The sequence below is a fragment of the Microcystis ichthyoblabe FBCC-A1114 genome (genome assembly GCF_050500245.1).
GTDB classification, from domain to species: Bacteria; Cyanobacteriota; Cyanobacteriia; order Cyanobacteriales; family Microcystaceae; genus Microcystis; species Microcystis ichthyoblabe_A.
This window is the reverse complement of sequence record NZ_CP191408.1, coordinates 2,827,941-2,845,157: the sequence shown is the minus strand read 5'-3', so window position 1 is coordinate 2,845,157 and position 17,217 is coordinate 2,827,941. Positions and strand designations below refer to the sequence as shown.

General features: G+C 41.7%; 18 protein-coding genes. 6 read left to right on the top strand and 12 right to left on the bottom strand.

Features of this window, described 5'->3' with window-relative positions:
• Positions 1-86: 86 nt before the first annotated feature.
• Positions 87-1,286 (bottom strand): hypothetical protein, encoded by a 1,200-nt coding sequence (locus ACQY1Y_RS13615; protein WP_430012950.1) that lies wholly within the window; start codon positions 1,284-1,286, stop codon positions 87-89.
• Between the two features lie 55 nt (positions 1,287-1,341).
• On the opposite strand from ACQY1Y_RS13615, the gene ACQY1Y_RS13610 reads away from it, so the two are divergent.
• The 5 genes from ACQY1Y_RS13610 to ACQY1Y_RS13590 all read left to right on the top strand — a co-directional run bounded on the left by ACQY1Y_RS13610 (position 1,342) and on the right by ACQY1Y_RS13590 (position 7,281).
• Positions 1,342-2,049 (top strand): Crp/Fnr family transcriptional regulator, encoded by a 708-nt coding sequence (locus tag ACQY1Y_RS13610; protein ID WP_002732437.1) that lies wholly within the window; start codon positions 1,342-1,344, stop codon positions 2,047-2,049.
• Positions 2,050-2,216: 167 nt separating this feature from the next.
• Positions 2,217-2,555: a divalent-cation tolerance protein CutA gene (gene cutA, locus ACQY1Y_RS13605; protein WP_271936257.1), complete on the top strand. Its 339-nt coding sequence runs from the start codon at positions 2,217-2,219 to the stop codon at positions 2,553-2,555.
• 174 nt (positions 2,556-2,729) lie between these two features.
• A complete protein-coding gene (locus ACQY1Y_RS13600; RefSeq protein WP_430012949.1) occupies positions 2,730-5,435 on the top strand; it encodes a phycobilisome rod-core linker polypeptide in 2,706 nt (901 codons plus the stop codon).
• 101 nt (positions 5,436-5,536) lie between these two features.
• Positions 5,537-6,775 carry an AAA family ATPase gene (locus ACQY1Y_RS13595; protein WP_430012948.1) on the top strand — a complete coding sequence of 413 codons (1,239 nt, stop codon included), beginning with the start codon at positions 5,537-5,539 and terminating at the stop codon, positions 6,773-6,775.
• A complete protein-coding gene (locus ACQY1Y_RS13590) occupies positions 6,772-7,281 on the top strand; it encodes a hypothetical protein (RefSeq protein WP_190538091.1) in 510 nt (169 codons plus the stop codon). The genes ACQY1Y_RS13595 and ACQY1Y_RS13590 overlap by 4 nt, the downstream gene beginning before the upstream one ends.
• A 118-nt stretch (positions 7,282-7,399) precedes the next feature.
• Here the strand turns inward: ACQY1Y_RS13590 and ACQY1Y_RS13585 are convergent, their stop codons facing one another.
• The 11 genes from ACQY1Y_RS13585 to ACQY1Y_RS13535 form a co-directional block, all read right to left on the bottom strand.
• Positions 7,400-7,612, bottom strand: a complete 213-nt coding sequence (locus tag ACQY1Y_RS13585; protein ID WP_016516397.1) for a gamma-glutamyltransferase — start codon at positions 7,610-7,612, stop codon at positions 7,400-7,402.
• Positions 7,605-7,928, bottom strand: a complete 324-nt coding sequence (locus tag ACQY1Y_RS13580; RefSeq protein ID WP_430012947.1) for a gamma-glutamyltransferase — start codon at positions 7,926-7,928, stop codon at positions 7,605-7,607. Before ACQY1Y_RS13580 ends, ACQY1Y_RS13585 begins: the two co-directional genes overlap by 8 nt.
• A 48-nt stretch (positions 7,929-7,976) precedes the next feature.
• Positions 7,977-9,464, bottom strand: coding sequence for an N-6 DNA methylase (locus ACQY1Y_RS13575; RefSeq protein ID WP_430012946.1), 1,488 nt, complete (start codon positions 9,462-9,464; stop codon positions 7,977-7,979).
• A gap of 24 nt (positions 9,465-9,488) precedes the next feature.
• Positions 9,489-9,809: a type II toxin-antitoxin system RelE family toxin gene (locus tag ACQY1Y_RS13570; RefSeq protein WP_002733533.1), complete on the bottom strand. Its 321-nt coding sequence runs from the start codon at positions 9,807-9,809 to the stop codon at positions 9,489-9,491.
• On the bottom strand, positions 9,796-10,056 hold the full coding sequence (locus ACQY1Y_RS13565) for a hypothetical protein (RefSeq protein WP_002775395.1): 261 nt from the start codon (positions 10,054-10,056) through the stop codon (positions 9,796-9,798). The genes ACQY1Y_RS13570 and ACQY1Y_RS13565 overlap by 14 nt, the downstream gene beginning before the upstream one ends.
• A gap of 216 nt (positions 10,057-10,272) precedes the next feature.
• A complete protein-coding gene (locus ACQY1Y_RS13560) occupies positions 10,273-10,671 on the bottom strand; it encodes a GxxExxY protein (protein WP_430012945.1) in 399 nt (132 codons plus the stop codon).
• A gap of 199 nt (positions 10,672-10,870) precedes the next feature.
• On the bottom strand, positions 10,871-12,271 hold the full coding sequence (locus ACQY1Y_RS13555) for a restriction endonuclease subunit S (RefSeq protein WP_430012944.1): 1,401 nt from the start codon (positions 12,269-12,271) through the stop codon (positions 10,871-10,873).
• 12 nt (positions 12,272-12,283) lie between these two features.
• A complete protein-coding gene (locus ACQY1Y_RS13550; protein ID WP_316576919.1) occupies positions 12,284-12,628 on the bottom strand; it encodes a HepT-like ribonuclease domain-containing protein in 345 nt (114 codons plus the stop codon).
• Positions 12,625-13,023: a nucleotidyltransferase family protein gene (locus tag ACQY1Y_RS13545; RefSeq protein ID WP_430012943.1), complete on the bottom strand. Its 399-nt coding sequence runs from the start codon at positions 13,021-13,023 to the stop codon at positions 12,625-12,627. The genes ACQY1Y_RS13550 and ACQY1Y_RS13545 overlap by 4 nt, the downstream gene beginning before the upstream one ends.
• 9 nt (positions 13,024-13,032) lie before the next feature.
• Entirely contained in the window at positions 13,033-13,203 is a 171-nt protein-coding gene (locus tag ACQY1Y_RS13540) for a type II toxin-antitoxin system HicB family antitoxin (protein WP_430012942.1), read from the bottom strand.
• 28 nt (positions 13,204-13,231) lie between these two features.
• Complete coding sequence (locus ACQY1Y_RS13535) at positions 13,232-15,979, bottom strand: type I restriction-modification enzyme R subunit C-terminal domain-containing protein (protein ID WP_430012941.1); 2,748 nt, start codon at positions 15,977-15,979, stop codon at positions 13,232-13,234.
• An 856-nt stretch (positions 15,980-16,835) separates the two neighbouring features.
• On the opposite strand from ACQY1Y_RS13535, the gene ACQY1Y_RS13530 reads away from it, so the two are divergent.
• Positions 16,836-17,216, top strand: coding sequence for a DUF1830 domain-containing protein (locus ACQY1Y_RS13530; RefSeq protein WP_002733612.1), 381 nt, complete (start codon positions 16,836-16,838; stop codon positions 17,214-17,216).
• The last annotated feature ends 1 nt before the right edge of the window (position 17,217 follow it).

The window sequence follows — 17,217 nt, the reverse complement described above, 5'->3', positions numbered from 1 at the left end:
GCCTTTGTTGAGTATTCGACCCAATTACCCTAAAAATTCTATTCACCCCTAAATTCTGACTTTTAAATGAGGCTGAGGTGGATTTTTTAAGCATTATTGACCTTCTCACCTCTAAGAGCCGAAAATAAACAGAGACGACCTAAACCCAAGATTGCTGGTGAGAAGTTTTCCTGACTGGGTGCCTCTAGATGGCAGCCAGCAAATTCTTGCTGAATTTCTGTTAGAAAATAGGGCCAAATGGTTAAGAAAAAATTACCGCTAAAAATTATTTGATCGATATCTTTAAGACTTTTTTGCTGTTTTTCTAACAAATCATTAACTTTTTGTCTTAAATTATCTAGATATGGCATAATGACCTTCTTATTTAAATCCAGGCGACTGACCGTCCAAGTATGACCAGCTAGAGAGGAGGTAAATTCGCTTTCTTCTTGCAGGATTAATTTAGTTAATCTAGCGGCTGCCAGTAAAGATTTTTTAAAGGGATTAGTATCGGTGAGATCGGAGAGCGAAAGGGGTAAAAAAGAACGCCAGAGAGGATAAATTAACTGAGAGAGTATGGCCTGTTCATAGGTGTTTTCCCCGTAGTTAAAATGGCTTAGAGCGATCGCTTGACGGGATAAAGAGCAAGTTTGCCGTGGTACTTCCAGCAGCGCTAAAGTGGTAGTCTCTCGTTTACCTTCGATCACCAGTAGGGTTTGGGGTTGGGGTTGGTCGCTAGTGGGAATATAGGCCAGAGCAGTAGCGATCGCTGTTTCCAGACTAGAGAGGCGATCGGGGGGTATTAGTTGCGCTGTGAGAAGGGCTTTTTTTAGGTCATCCGTGGGGGTTTCCCCGTCATCGGTAATAATAATAGCTTCTAATCGCTCTAGGGCTTCCCAGAGCCAAGAATCGGTGCTAAAATCCCGATTAGATAGCCAGTTAATTAGATATTCTTCCACCTGAGAGCAGGGTAAGAGATCGCTTGTTCCCGTTGCCAGACTCCAAGAAAGAGGATAAAAATCGATCAATCCTTGGCTTTCCCGAAAAAAGACGATTTTCACCCCTGGTGGTTGTACCTCCATTCCCAGAGACCAACGGACAACTTCAGGGGTTCGATCGGGGGATAATAAAGGAAAAAGAAGCGCTTTGGCCGATTCTAAATGTTGACGAGTGGCGATAATTGTCTCGGAAGTAACTTCTTGCGGGTTAACTAGAGATGAAATCACCTTGGCAAGAATCCGATCGATCTCGGTCAGTAGAGAGGAAAAATCCTGTTTATCGGTCACTAGATAAATAAAAATACCCACAACTGTCTATTGTAGAATCACTCACTTGAAACGAACAAAATTTAAATATTAAACTATGGAAGAAAAACGCTATCCTGCCGAAAAATCGGCAGAGATTCAAAAATTATTGGATACAGCCACCTTATTGGTCGGTTTACCCCCTGAAACCATCGATAAAGTTACTTCTCATGTTGTCACCCGCACTCATCCCCCTAATCGGGCGATTTTATTAGAAAATGATTGGGGGGGGTCAGTTTACTTTATTCTGGATGGTTGGGTGAAAATTCGTACTTACAATATGGATGGCAAAGAAGTCACCTTAAATATCCTCGGTAAAGGGGAAATAGTCGGAGAAATGGCCGCTTTAGAAGAATCTACCCGCTCCACCGATGCTATCACCTTAACCACGGCCACAATTAGCAGTATTCCCGCCCAAGATTTTGTTAATCTGCTCAAATCGGAGCCTTTAGCGGGAATTCGTCTTTCTCAGTTAATGGCCAAGCGTTTGCGTCAAGTTAACCAGCGTTTACGTTTGCGCGAGGCCGATAGTCTCTCCAGAGTCGCCGATACTTTACTCTTTTTAGCCGAAGGTCAAGGAGAAAAAAGCGGTCAGGGTGCGATAATTCCTAATTTACCTCACCGGGAATTGAGTGGTATTAGTGGACTGGCCCGGGAAACCGTGACCCGATCCTTGACTAAATTGGAGAAAAAAGGCCTGATTCAACGAGAGCAGGAATCTCTCTGTATTCCCGATCTGGCCGCTTTAGAAAAAGCGATCGCCTAAATTCAGTTATCAGTTATCAGTTATCAGTTATCAGTTATCAGTTATCGGTTATCCTACTAAAATCTGGTTATTAAAGACTGATTATCTATTCCTCCTATTGCCTGTTGCCTGTTGCCTTTTGCATGAGTGCCTATCTTCACTAGGAAATTTATTTTGCACGACTACTTATGACTGAAAAATTAACCGGTTTTGGAGTGGTGCTGGTGACAACGGCCAGCGAAACGGAAGCGGAACACCTAGCGATCGCCTTACTTAACGAGCGCCTGGCCGCTTGTGTCAGTATTTACCCGATGCGTTCCATTTATCGTTGGCAGGGACAGATTGAAAACGAGCGCGAATGGCAATTAGTGATTAAAACCGATTTAAAGCAGTTTGAGCAGTTATCGGCGAAGATACAGGAACTTCATAGCTATGCCGTCCCAGAAATCATCGCTTTACCGATTGTGGCGGGTTCTCAGACCTATTTAGACTGGTTAGCCTCCCATACCAGTGGGGTGTCAGAATAGACCAATCGGCAACTTGAGCGAAAAAAATCTATATAATTCTTAATAAACTATCTCAGGAAGCGCAAAAAGTTTTAATCTAGATGCTGATTAAATGTTTAAACATCTGGTTTTAAGACCGATCGCCTCCACGATTGGAGAACTCAGCACATCGTCAAGGGAGATAGTTAAAATCCAATGAGTCTTAAGGCAAGCGGTGGCAGCTCCTTAGCGCGTCCCCAACTCTATCAAACCGTCCCGGTATCTGCCATTACCCAAGCAGAACAACAAGACCGCTTTCTCGATAAACCCGAACTCAACGAACTGATCGCCTACTTCCAATCGGGGAGCAAGCGTTTAGATATTGCCCAAACGCTCACCCGGAACTCCGATTTGATCGTCTCGCGGGCAGCTAACCGGATTTTTACCGGTGGTTCCCCCATGGCCTACCTAGAAAAACCCCCCGTGGAAGAATTGGCCCTGGTGGGTGCGGGTAAAATGATCAACGTCCAGGAAGGGATGAAATTAGGAACCGTTACCTACGCTGAAAGCGGGTCTGGTGGCGGTGGTGGTTTCCTTGGTGGTTTAAAAGGGATTTTCGCCTCTAGCGGCCCGATTCCCCCCGGATTCCGACCGATTAACGTCTCTCGTTACGGTCCGAGCAATATGCAGAAGTCCCTCCGGGATTTATCCTGGTTCCTGCGTTATATTACATACGCGATCGTGGCCGGTGATACCAGTATCCTGATCGTTAATACCCGCGGTTTAAGGGAAGTTCTCGAAAATGCCTGTTCTATTGATGCCACCATCGTGGCCCTACAGGAAATGCGGGCCGCTTCGATCGAGTATTTCCAAAGAGACAAGGATGCGGCCACTTTAATCAGTGACTATTTCAATATCCTACTGGGGGAATTAAAGGCCCCCACCCCCTCTAATAAACTGCGTCAGCGTCCCAGTAGTGACCAACAGGGTTTAAGTCTTCCCCAAAGCTACTACAATGGCGCCGAAAAACGGCAAAAGTTTGTCATGAAAACCGGTTTATCGGAGTCGGAAAAATCTTCGATTATTAAGGCAGCCTACAGACAAATTTTTGAACGGGACATCACCCGCGCCTATAGTCAGTCCATTTCTGACCTAGAATCGAAGGTGAAAAACGGCGACATCTCGATGAAAGAATTCGTCCGTCGTCTCGGTAAATCGCCTCTCTATCGTAAACAGTTCTTTGAACCTTTTATCAATAGTCGCGCTCTAGAATTGGCTTTCCGTCATTTCCTCGGTCGCGGTCCTTCCTCCCGGGAAGAAGTGCAGAAATACTTCTCGATCGTCTCTAGCGGCGGTTTAGGGGCGTTAATCGATGCTTTAGTCGATTCTCAGGAGTATTCCGACTATTTCGGCGAAGAAACCGTTCCCTATCTCCGGGGTTTGGGTGCAGAAGCACAGGAATGTCGTAACTGGGGGATGCAGATCGACCTGTTTAACTACAGCGCACCTTTCCGCAAAGTTCCCCAATTTATCACCACCTTTGCTAAATACGATCGCCCCTTACCGGATCAGCACGTTTACGGTTCCGGAAATGACCCCCTAGAAATCCAATTTGGGGCAATTTTCCCGAAAGAAACCCGCGAACCTAGTTCTAGTCCCGCTCCCTTCAGTAAGGATACCAAACGTATCCTCATCCACCGCGGACCGGCGACTAATAACCAAAATAGCAACCCCGGCGCCCGAGGTGAATTCCCCGGTACTTTGGGACCGAAAGTTTTCCGTCTCAATAACGAGTTACCCGGTTCTAGCAATGGGGTAAGCGTTAAATTTGGCGAAAGTTCCACCCAAAGAGTCATTTTAGCGGCTTATCGTCAGGTTTTCGGTCGAATGCCCTACGAAGGTCAGCGTTTATCCGTGGCCGAGATTAAGTTAGAAAATGGCGATATTACTCTGCGCGAGTTTATCAAAACCCTAGCTAAATCGGAGGCTTTCCGGAAAATCTACTGGACTCCTCTCTATGTGGTGAAAGCGATCGAATATATTCACCGTCGTCTGCTCGGTCGTCCCACCTACGGTCGTCAGGAAATGAATCAATACTTCGATCTTTGCTCGAAAAAAGGCTTCTATGCTTTAATCGATGCCATTATCGACAGTCCTGAATATACGGAAGCTTTTGGCGAAGATACGGTTCCCTACGAGCGCTATCTAACTCCCCAAGGGATGCAGTTACGGATGGTGCGTTTGGGCAATCTCCGCGAAGATATCGGCCAAAGAGTTGATAAAGAGGAAACCCCGCGCTTTATTGAATTGGGTACACCGTCGAGTTCGATTCGCACTGAACCGGATATTCAATCTCGTGTCGGTCAAGGTGTCACGGTTCAACGGGAACAAACTAAGATCTTTAAACTGTTAACTAATCTGGATAAAGTTGCCGTACAAAATACTGTTCGCGCTGCCTATCGTCAGATTTTTGAACGGGATCTCGAACCCTATATCATCAATGCCGAATTTACCGCTTTAGAGAGTAAATTAAGCAATGCTGAGATCACGGTGAAAGAGTTTATTGAGGGTTTAGGTGGTTCGGATCTTTACCTGAAAGAATTCTATGCTCCCTATCCGAATACGAAAGTAATTGAATTGGGAACCAAGCACTTCTTAGGTCGCGCTCCCTTGAATCAAAAGGAAATCCAGAAATATAACCAAATTCTGGCAACTAAGGGATTAAAGGCCTTTATTGGTGCCATGGTTAATAGCATGGAATACCTACAATTATTTGGTGAAGATACGGTTCCCTATCGTCGTTTCCCAACTCTACCGGCTGCTAATTTCCCCAATACGGAACGCTTATACAATAAGCTGACTAAACAGGATAGTGAACTGGTTGTTCCCAGTTTTAAACCAGTAGTTAAGGTCGGTGGTTAGTTAGTCCTTGAAGTTAGTTAATTTAGCTCGTGTTTAACACGAGCTTTTTTTCAGGACAAATTACTGGCCAAAATTTATCATCGTCAATCAAGGGGATAACAATGAGCCAAATTAAAGTTAAAAACTTCGGTCCAATTAAGGCGGGTTTAGTAGAAAATGATGGTTTTATCGACGTTCGGAAAGTAACGATTTTTATCGGTAATCAAGGAACTGGAAAAAGTAGCATTGCTAAATTAATATCAACATTAAGCTGGTTGGAAAAAGCTCTATATCGTGGAAATTTAGAGGAAAAATATGTGACTAAATATAATCGTTTTGTTAAATCTTTTTGTCAATACCAAAATTTAACCAATTACTTTTTACCCGAAACCCAAATTGAATACAATGGAGATGTTTATCGAATTAGTTTTGAAAATGCTAAATTATCGATCGAGCGTACTGATAATTCAAAGTATCGAGTACCAAAAATTATTTATGTACCAGCAGAGCGAAACTTTTTGAGTGCAGTAAGATGGCCAGAAAAACTCAAAGGACTGCCAGAATCATTATATACTTTCTGGGAAGAATTGGATCGCTCACAACAGGAATTATCTGGCAGTTTGACTTTGCCAGTAGGTGAGGTCAAATTGGAATTTGATAAACTCAATAGACTGGCCAAGATTGTGGGTAGTGATTATCAACTAAATCTATCAGAAGCTTCCAGTGGTTTTCAGTCTTTTGTTCCTTTATTTCTCGTTTCTCGAAATATTGCTTTATCGATTAATCGAACTCAAGAAACTTCCGGCAATGAACTCAGTGGAGAGGAGCAAAAAAGATTAAAAATGGAAATCGAGAAAATTATCTCTAATGATAATCTTTCCGATGACCTAAAAAGGGCAGCACTAGAAGTGTTATCTTCTAAATACCGCAACGAGTGTTTTGTAAATATTGTGGAAGAAATCGAGCAGAATCTATTTCCTCAATCGCAGAAAAAGATTTTATATAAATTATTTGAATTTGCCAATTTAACCCAGGGAAATAAACTAATTTTAACTACTCATAGTCCTTATATTATCAACGATCTAACCCTAGCTATCAAAGCGGATAAAGTTATCAAAAAAATCCTATCATCAGCGATTTCTAACGCCGATTATCTCCAAGAAAAGCTCAACCAAATTGTCCCGAAAGCCTCTTGTATAGCGGCAGAAGATGCTATTGTATATGAATTAACAGAGCAAGGAAAAATCCGAGAACTTGCTACATATAATGGTTTACCTTCTGATGAAAATTATCTCAATCTTTCCCTGGGAGAGACAAATCAGCTTTTTGATGATTTACTGGAAATCGAAGAACAGTTATGAAGATAAATTTCTTTGATAAAAAATGTCAGAGTCAAACCCCTCGGCATAAATTTGGAATTTGTGATCAGCCACCTCCCCCAGAAACTCCCGCTTATTTAGATACAGAAAATCCCAGGGATTGGATTGCTATTGTGGAAAACTCTCAAGAAATTGAAGTGACATTTACCGCTATTGATAAATGTATTGAAATTAGAAAAGTCGATGGTAGTGGTATGGATAAACGCTGTGATGGAATGCTGACCTATGCCAATTGTTTGATTTTTGTAGAATTAAAAGAACGAAAGGGGAAAAATTCGGGGTGGGTAGGAGACGGAGAAGAGCAACTAAGAAACACAATTCGGGTATTTATTGAAAATCATGGTATAGAGGATTATTCATCTAGAAAAGCCTACATTGCCAATAACAAAAAGCCTACCTTTCAGACTTCACAAACAGAGAGGATGGAAAAATTTCGCCAAGAAACTGGGTTTAGATTAATCATTCAAAATATCATCAAAATTGACTGATTTAATTCTCTTTGATTCGGTGGCTCTGAAGATATTGATTTTCTAGAGTGTAGAGATATCCTAGTTTGATGTTGAATCTCACCCTGCCGACCGCCTTCGTTATCTCAATATCCCAAAGCTAACCCATCGGACCGAGGTTCGCAATTTGCCGGATAATTTGACCCTTGCCAAAATGGGAGGAATCTGCGATCGCTACCTGATGGCCTCTGGGGGTTAATCCGGGCAGTAATTCGGGGGCTGCACCCCTTTCTAAAAGTACGCTGTTTCCCCGTAAAAATCGCCATCTAGGGGCATCAAGGGCGGTTTGAGGATTGAAATGATGGTTAACCATGTTTACCGCCATTTATCGGGGGCCTTGGGGTTGCATCGGCGCACCCATCAAAATTGCCATCATCCCAACGGAGAAAACTGGGGATAATCAGATGAAAAGGGCGTTTAGCGGGGGTAATGGGGTTAGGATGACCCAATTCGAGGGTAAAACCACTAGCAAGATTATGTAGGGCGATTCCCGTCTGGGGGACTAAAATAGCAATGGCAAAACCATCAAAATTGGATTGAAACTTTACAATACCGGAAAATCTCGATCGCTTGTGGCCAGATAGACGGTTCCCTTCTGGGGTTTTTGGTAGAATTAATGGTGCGAACAAGTGTATTAATCGAGAATTTCTCACCTTCCCCCATGGAAGTTGGAAGCATTAAGTCTCGGTGACTTCTAAACTGTCCACAATTGTCCGAAAGCTTTCTAATCCAGCTTCGAGGTTTTCCATAATCTCCAAAGCCAACACATCGGGGTCAGGCAGGTTGTCAAGGTCGGTTAAACTTTTATCTTTCAGCCAAAATATATCGAGGCTGGTTTTATCCCTGGCGATAATCTCATTATAGGTGAATTTTCGCCAACGTCCTTCGGGATTCTGTTCTGAATAGGTTTCGCTGCGTTGATGACGATTTTGGGGATGATAACAGGTGATGAAGTCCTGTAAATCGTCGGGTTTTAAGGGGTTTTTCTTGAGGGTAAAGTGAATATTGGTGCGAAAGTCATAAAACCAGATAGCTTTTGTCCAAGGGTCTTTAGCGGCGGGTTTATTATCAAAAAAGATGACGTTGGCTTTCACTCCCTGTTTATAAAATACGCCGGTGGGTAATCTGAGGATAGTATGCAGGTCGGTGGTTGATAATAGTTGTTTGCGGACGGTTTCCCCGGCGCCACCCTCGAAAAGGACGTTATCGGGGACAACCACGGCAGCTTGTCCTGTGCTTTTGAGCATGGAACGAATATGCTGGACGAAGTTGAGTTGTTTATTAGAAGTGGTTGCCCAAAAATCCTGACGATTATAGGTTAAGTCTTCCTGGTCCTGTTCCCCGTCTTCATTAGTGAAAGTTAGGCTGCTTTTTTTGCCGAAAGGGGGATTAGCAAGGACATAATCGACGCTAAGGGGAGAAGGAGCAATCAGAGCATCGGTGGAGGCGATAAAGCATTGCTCATCGTTAATATCGCCGATATTATGCAGAAACATATTCATCAATGCCAGGCGTCTTGTATTGGCGACGATTTCATTACCGTGAAAGGTGCTTTTTTTGAGAAATTCTTTCTGTTCTCGGTCTAAGGGATGATTTTTGACCAAAAAGTTATAGGCTGCCAGAAAAAAGCCGCCGGTTCCACAGGCAGGGTCAGCAATAGTTGCCATGGGTTGGGGACGCAAGCATTCTACCATGGCCCAAATCAAGGGCCGGGGGGTGAAGTATTGGCCGGCACCGCTTTTGGTGTCTTCGGCGTTTTTTTCTAGAAGTCCTTCGTATATGTCGCCTTTGACATCCGTTTCCATCATCACCCAGTTTTCTTCATCTATCATGGTGATGATTTTGAGCAGTTTGGCAGGGTCTTGGATTTTATTTTGAGCTTTGGTGAAGATTTGCCCTAATAAGCCTTTTTTTTGCCCTAATTCGCGTAATATGCCGAGGTAATGAGCTTCGAGGTCGGCCCCTCGTTTGCTCCGCAGACTTTGCCAGTCGTATTCAAAGGGGATGCCGATTTTGGGATTATAGGGCGGTTTGGCGTATTCATCAGCCATTTTCAGGAATAGGAGGTAGGTGAGTTGTTCAAGGTAGTCCCCATAACTGACCCCATCATCCCGCAGGGTGTTACAAAAACTCCAAACTTTTGAGACAATTGAGGCGGTATTCATGACATTGGTTTGTTTATTAGGGTTTTATTGGCGTTTTTTGGCTTTTTCATAAGCAGGGTCATGTTCAGCAAAGCTTAGAATAACCACTCGTTTAGGAGAAGGTTTGTCATGGATGCGATAAACAAGACGGTAGGGGGTTCCATTCCAATCGATTTCTAAGGCACGACATCCTTTGAGTTTTCCTGTTAAGTTATGACTAGGAAATCCTAACGTTTGATAGGGGTCTAAGGCGAGTATTTTTTGATAGTTTTGCCATTTTTGTTGCAGTTTTGGCGGTAATTGCGAGATGTCATTTTGTAATTCTTTGACGCTTTGAACAATATAAGGATTTTTAGCTTTGCTCATTGGCAACCCACTGTTTTAGCTCATCTTCGTCAATTTCTTGGTCTGCTTGGATAAGAGTAATTAATTGACTGGGATTATCTAATTGGGGCAGTCTTTCTATAGCTAAAGCTTCGGCTGACAGGGTTTGAGGATTGTCTTCGAGGATGACAATAACTTCGACTTTTGCCCCTTGGGGAAGTTGGGGGGTGTCGATTTTTATTGTTCCATCGGATTGAACGAAGGTGGTTTGACGAATTGCTTGTGCCATTTCTGTACTATATTTTGTGTGATTTTTTGATTGGCTATGATTAGATTTTGCTACAAGTATCAGATTTTTTGACCACTTTATCACCCCATCAATCCGTACTGTGATTTATGTGATTTTTTGATTGGCTATGATTAGATTTTACTACGAATATCAAAAGTTTTTGAATTGAGCATCCCATCAATCCCTCAATCATAGTCCTCATTTAATCATTCCTAATCATAGTTTTGGTTTTGGTTTCATGACTCGTTTAAATTCTAAGCTTCTTGAGCCAAAGTTAATTAGTAAACCGATGGGAAGTCTATAAATTTCTATATAATTAATGGCTTGTGCGAGGTGAACATCTTCAAGTTTAATGACGGCTTTGATTTCTAACATTATCCTTCCTTCTACGAAAAAATCAACTCGTCTTGTGCCGATATGTGTTCCTTTATAAATGATATTCATTTCGTGTTCTTGACTAAAGGAAATTCCTTGATATGTCATTTCTATGGCTAAGGCGCGCTGATAGATTTTTTCCTGAAAGCCGTTTCCTAGTATGCGGTGTACTTCCATGGCACAACCGATTATTTTACCTGTTAATTCGCTGTCTGGATATTGAGAAGAAACGTAACTCATGCTATTGACTTGATACGATTTTTTGATTGGCTATGATTAGATTTTACTACGGGTCGCATAATTTTTCTAACCACCCGTACTGTGATTTATGTGATTTTTTGATTGGCTATGATTAGATTTTACTACAAGTATCAGATTTTTTGACCACTTTATCACCCCATCAATCCCTCAATCATAGTCCTCATTTAATCATTCCTAATCATAGTACGAGTTTCCCCTCAAAGGCCCGTTTTAAGATGCTTTGGCGCAATGCCTCTGCTTTGTCTAAGTTCTCGGTGAGGGTGGCTTCTAATTGGTCACATACTGATAATCTTGACTCGATTTCTTGCACAATTTGCGTTTGTTCTTGGAGGGAAATATAAGGAAAAGGATAGTTACATAATTTTTCACCATTAATATTGGATTGATTTACCCCATCGGTTTTTACTTTATTACCATGATTCTTGGCTATTGTGCTGTTAAGAAAATAAGTCAAGTATTTAGCATTTACAATAGAGTTAATTTGATTAATTCTAATTAAATATCCAGCAAAAATAGCAGGTACTTTTCCTGAGTATATAGCTGTCTTTCCTACTAATTCAGGACTATTTGTTCGGTTAAATAGAACATCATTCTCCTGAAGAAGGTACTGTCTAATTTCGTCTTCATTACTTGTAAAAACAAGGTCAGACCAATCTATAATTCCGTTTTGGATGTTACCCATTCTAAGAACAGGAATTTTTCCTTCTTTTTGTGATTTTGATGATGTTCCATATTCCGTTCCTATCGTCATGTAACCCAATTTCACCCACATCCAACCATTAGGTAAACTGGGTAAATTGCTTAATTCTTCTTTGGTGAGGGGAGGTAAATCTTTTGGCTGTTGGGGTTTGGTGGGTTTTTTGGTTTCCTTGCCGTTATTTTCCCATTCTTTAAGCGCTTGTTTCCAGTCTTCTAATTGTTGCTGATAATGGCGTTTTCTTTCAGCTTTAATCTGTTCTAATAGGGTATCACCATCCTCTAGACTGTCTTGATGTGTGTTGCGCCATTTTTCGGTTAATTTGCCCTCAAATGCCCATTTTAACACCGCTTGACGGTAGGTTTTTAGTTGTTCTAGCGCTTTTTTCAGGGATGCAACCCCGTTATCTAATTCCGAGAATAATTCTTCAATTTTCTCGACAATTCGATGTTGTTCAGGTAGGGGAGGGAGGGGAACAAGTAAATGAGAAGCATTTTGAACGGTTACTTGAGGCTGTGCAGTTCCAGTAACAAGCTTTGTTTTATCAATGGACTGAAGGCTATAATAGAGATACTTTTTATAAGTATCTCTATTAATTATGTCCAAAACTAGAGAGTTATTAGTAATAAAGCACTTAGGAGGTGAATAATTAATTGTTCCACTGTAAGCACCTCTACAGGATATTAATACCTGTTCAGTTTCATAGTGATAAACATTATAATAGCCGATAATTCCATTAGCTCCAAATACTGGATGTTTTCCATTCTCTAATAAACTTTTAATTGCTAAATTCTTCCCATATTTAATATTGGCGATATCATTTAATGTTACCCACTTCCATCCTTGGGGTAAATCTGAATAATTTGAGTTTGAATCAGTCATAATTAATAAAAATCACTCCTCTTGATGATTAATAATAGTTGTCATTTTTGCAATTAAATCAGGGATATTGTCTTGGGATGTTTGCCAAAGCGTGATTAATCTAACCTCTGAATAGTCATGAATAATTTTATCTCGCATTCCTGCCATTTTCCGCCATTCTATTTGTGGATAGAGACAGGGAAACTCATCAGGAATATTTTTACTCGCTTCCCCAATAATTGCCAAAGCCATCATCACTGATAAAACTCTCTCCTCATTTTGTTCAAATTCCTCAAAAGATAAATTTATGGTTTGTTCTTGGATTATTTTAGCATATTTTAAAATATCCTCTAGATAATTTTTGACAATCCTTTTCATAGATAAACTGTCTCATTGAGAATCTGTTCACGAAGGGCAGCTTTTAAGGATTTTTTATCAATTAAATCCACAGGAAGACCAAGTTTATCACTAATTAAATACTCAACTTCTACTAAATCAAATAAGGTGGGGACTTGGGAAAACTCTACTAAAATATCCACATCACTATCTTTAGTTTGTTCTCCCCTGACATAGGAACCAAAAAGTCCTAATTCAAGGATTTTAAACCTCTCTATTAAAAAGGGCTTATAAAGGATTAAAATTGCTTTGATTTCCTCTAAAGTTTTCGGTTTAACTTCTTCGGGTTTCAGTTCAGAGGAAAGCTGTTCAACGAGGCATTTTTTATCCATCGGCGATAATTGCTTGGCTAATTCCATCACATCTTGTAAGGTCATATTTACTCCTTAATTTGTAGGAAATAATTCCTCAATAACTGACAAATATTCAGTAATTGCGTCTTGAATGTTGCTTAACCCTTCTTTCTCTGTCTCTCCCTGGGACCAACAACCGGGCAACCCCGGACAACAGACGATGCAGCCTTCTTCGGATTGATAGAGAATGATTTTATGTTTCATGATTTAGGAGTCCTTTTGATTTCGTATTTTATGCCACTAAAGCGGTGTTTAATTCCTCGATAATAGCCTCCATCTCATCGCCAAAAAGCTGATGGAGTTTACCGATTCCCCCCATACTATCAAAAGGGGTATAGTCCAAATCCTCTCGCTCTAAGGCAAAAGAACTGATAATATGTTCCTTGATGGCCCGTAGCCATTGCATCTGTTCTTGATTGAATTTTACTGATGCGCCCGCCTGTTTTTGAAAAACCCAAGTTTGAAAAGCTTTATCGATGCGTTTTTCATGGGGGGTTAAAACCTCATCTAAGCCAATAACACGCCGGATTAGGGCAATTAACGCCGTTAACTCACTGGTGGGATTGCTTGGCACCGCTTCTATCTGTTGATAGGCTGCCCATACCCTCACCGGCGCTAGGTTGGGGCGGTCTTTTTTGAGAATATCTAAGACTTCCTTGACCATTTTATAGGTGACGGGACGCTGTTGATAGGGCAGGTTATAGAGGATACGCAGGGCGGTGATTTCGTCCTTATTTGCCTCAATAAAGGCTGTAAAGTCATTTATTAGGGCTTGATTGTCTATCCGTTGCGCTTCACTCCATCCTGAGAATGTCACCCTATCCAGATTCTGAGTATCTATGTACTGTTCGTGTACTTTCCGCACATTCTCAAGGTAATGACTCAATTCCCCAGTCAAATAGCCAGCAGCTGCACGAGTAAGGGCTTTTTCCGCCGCTTTTAACTGTTCTGGGGTCGGATTTGTGGTTTGATAGGTTTCTTTGGCCCTATCCTCAATATTATCGGGGTCTGTGGCATTAAGCAGGGCTTTGGCCATATCTCCCAAAGTTGCCCCTCCGGTGATTTCTTTTATCTTTTCAGCTTCTTTTGGCGTGATTTGTCGTTCTAATCGCGCAAAACGACAGGCTAGGGAGATATAGGCATCGCTATCGTCTGTTCCCATCATAATGCCCATCATCAGGTCTTTTAAGGGGACACTGGATTTTCTTTCCAGAGGCCGGCTATCGGTTTTGGCTGATTGTTCCACACCGACAGCATCGATGATAATAAAGTGAGTTTTGGCAGAAAGGGCCGATTGAGAGACTTTTTTGAGACCATCATGGTCAAGGGTGCGTGTACCTCGTCCTTTCATCTGTTCGTAGTAGTTTCGAGATTTGACATCCCGCATAAAAATTAAACACTCAAGGGGTTTAACATCGGTTCCCGTGGCAATCATATCGACTGTGACGGTGATACGGGGATTAAAATAATTTCTGAACTGAGAAAGCACAGATTTCGGGTCTTCTGGCGATTTATAGGTAACTTTTTTGCAAAAATCGTTCCCTTCGCTAAATTCTTCCCGGACTATCTGAATAATATCGTCAGCATGGCTGTCATCCTTGGCAAAAATCAGGGTTTTCGGGACTTCTTGGCGATGGGGAAATAATTCTGGCAGTTTATCGCGAAAGGTGCGGATAATTTGGCGTATTTGGCTGGGATTGACCACATCTCGGTCAAGTTGCTTGCCGGTATAGACAATATCCTCGTCCGGTTGTACCCAGCGTTTTTCACGGGTTAATTTTTCCCTTTTTTCGATGTATTCCCTGAGAATACGCCCGCCATTCTTGGTTATCTCCGTTTCAATAATATAGACTTGATAATCTACGTTTACGCCGTCCATTACCGCTTGTTTGTAGCTGTATTCACTAACCACATTTTCATGGAAAAAGGCAAATGTCCGCACGTCGGGAGTGGCGGTTAAACCAATCAGAAAAGCGTCGAAATATAATAAAACCTGTTGCCAAACGTTGTAAATCGAGCGATGACACTCATCGATGACGATAAAATCGAAGAATTCAAGAGGAACTTTCGGATTATAGACCACGGAGACGGGTTGTTTCCCTTGTACTAATTCATTTGGGTTGGTTTGTTCGGCAGCCTCATCGAGACTTTCGCCTTTAAGGATAGAATACAGTCTTTGAATGGTTGAGATGCAGACCTGAGCATCTTTGGCCAGATAACTGGAGGATAATCGCTGAACGTTGTAAAGTTCGGTAAATTTTCGGTTATCATCATTAGGAACAAAATTCATAAACTCCCCTTCAGCTTGTTCTCCTAAGTTTTTGGTATCGACTAGAAATAACACCCGTTTGGCATCGGCAAACTTTAGGAGGCGATAAATAGCGGTAATAGCGGTGAAGGTTTTGCCGCTTCCCGTGGCCATCTGCAGCAAGGCCCGGGGAAAATTTCGCTTAAAGGAGGCTTCTAAGTTGGTAATAGCTTTAATTTGACATTCTCTCAGTCCATTCGGGTCAAGGGGGGGAATATCTTGCAGTTTATCCCGCAAGCTTTTGGGTTTATCTTGCCATTCTTGCAGGGTTTCCGGTCGGTGAAAGGAAAAAACAAGACGGGAACGAGGTTTCGGGTCGCGGCGATTGGTAAAGCGCGTCAGCTTGCCTGTGCTTTCGTAAATAAAGTTAAGGGGCCGGTTATTGATATATTTCAGCCTACTATTAGCGTATTTGTTTGATTGTTCCTCCGCCACCGTTAAACAGAAGCCTTTTTCCTCTCGTTTGGCCTCAATAATACCGACGGGTTCTCTATCCACAAACAGGACATAATCAGCGAATCCAGTATCGGTTCGATATTCCCTGATAGCCACCCCTAAACTGGTATTGAAGTGGATTTCTTTTTTATCTTGGACAGACCATCCCGCTTGACGCAATTTTTCGTCAATCAGTTCACGCGATTGGTTTTCTGGGGTTTGATTGCTGGAAGGCATGGTTAGCAAATTTGGCGCGATAAGCTGACTAATTTAACGGCAAATGTCAATATTTATCTTTATCTAAGCAGATTTTAGAAAGTTTTTTTCTATCTTAATGTTAATTATCAGTGGTCGGAGATAAGATATTAAGAAATGTCAATTATCGCTATTCTTACTGACCCTCAATAAATTAAAATCAGATCATAAATGCGATCGCTTGCTCAATTCTCGATGATTAATCTAGAGGCTAAAATCAGCAACTGAGACAATTAACCTTTTTCCAGCTACCGAGTTTAGGTGGTAAGCTGTTGACTATCTAAATTACTCGTTAAGACTGTCTATGAGCAGGGAGAGGCAGTTAGAGCATTTGTACTAAATTTTCAATACGCAGTTTAAATTCAGTGCAGCTTAGTCCGCTAAACGGTAGTGAACTTGACAATGTAGTTGATATTGTTACCGAACAGGGACGAAAAGATAGAATCAGAGAGCGCATACTTAAGGCCGGCTAAATAAATCTAAAAACCTTGTTGGGTAAGAATTTTAGACTTTTTGTCAATCAAAAAATACCAGAGCTGGGAGTGAGCAGGGGGAAAATTCAGGTACTTTTTCCCTGAAAATTAGGATTGACCCTAAATAGCTGGGCAAAAAATTGAGAAAAACAGCAAAAAAGCGCAGTTACCCCCTTGACAAATAGCCAAAACTAGGCATTAGTTAAATTTAATGATTTTTTAATAAAAACCGCCTTCTATCACCAGAAAAAGCTATCGGTAGATTTTTATCCGAGTAATGTAATCATCTTTACAACTATCGGGGATCAAAGGATGTTAGGGTGAAGGAGCGATGACAAATCCACTTTAAGATCACCTCAATTGCTATGGCACAGATTCTCGATCCCCTCCCCAACGGCAAGAAAAATAGTATTCTTTGTTGCTATGTCAATGCGACCAATCATATTCAAATTGTTCGCATCACCAATATTGCTAACTGGTATTTTGAAAGGGTGGTTTTCCCCGGGCAGCGTTTAGTATTTGAGACCCTAGCGGATGCTTTCTTAGAGATTCATACCGGGATGATGGCCAGTGCCATCCTTTCCGATAATATCCCCTGTGAACGCCTTTATATCAGCGATGGGGATGACGATGACTCCGACGGTCAACTAGAGGGGGAAATATTCTACCCCCATTCCCTAGGGGAAAGTCAAGGGGCGAAAATTGACAATACCGTACCCTTCGGTTTAACTTTAGCTTCCGCCTAGC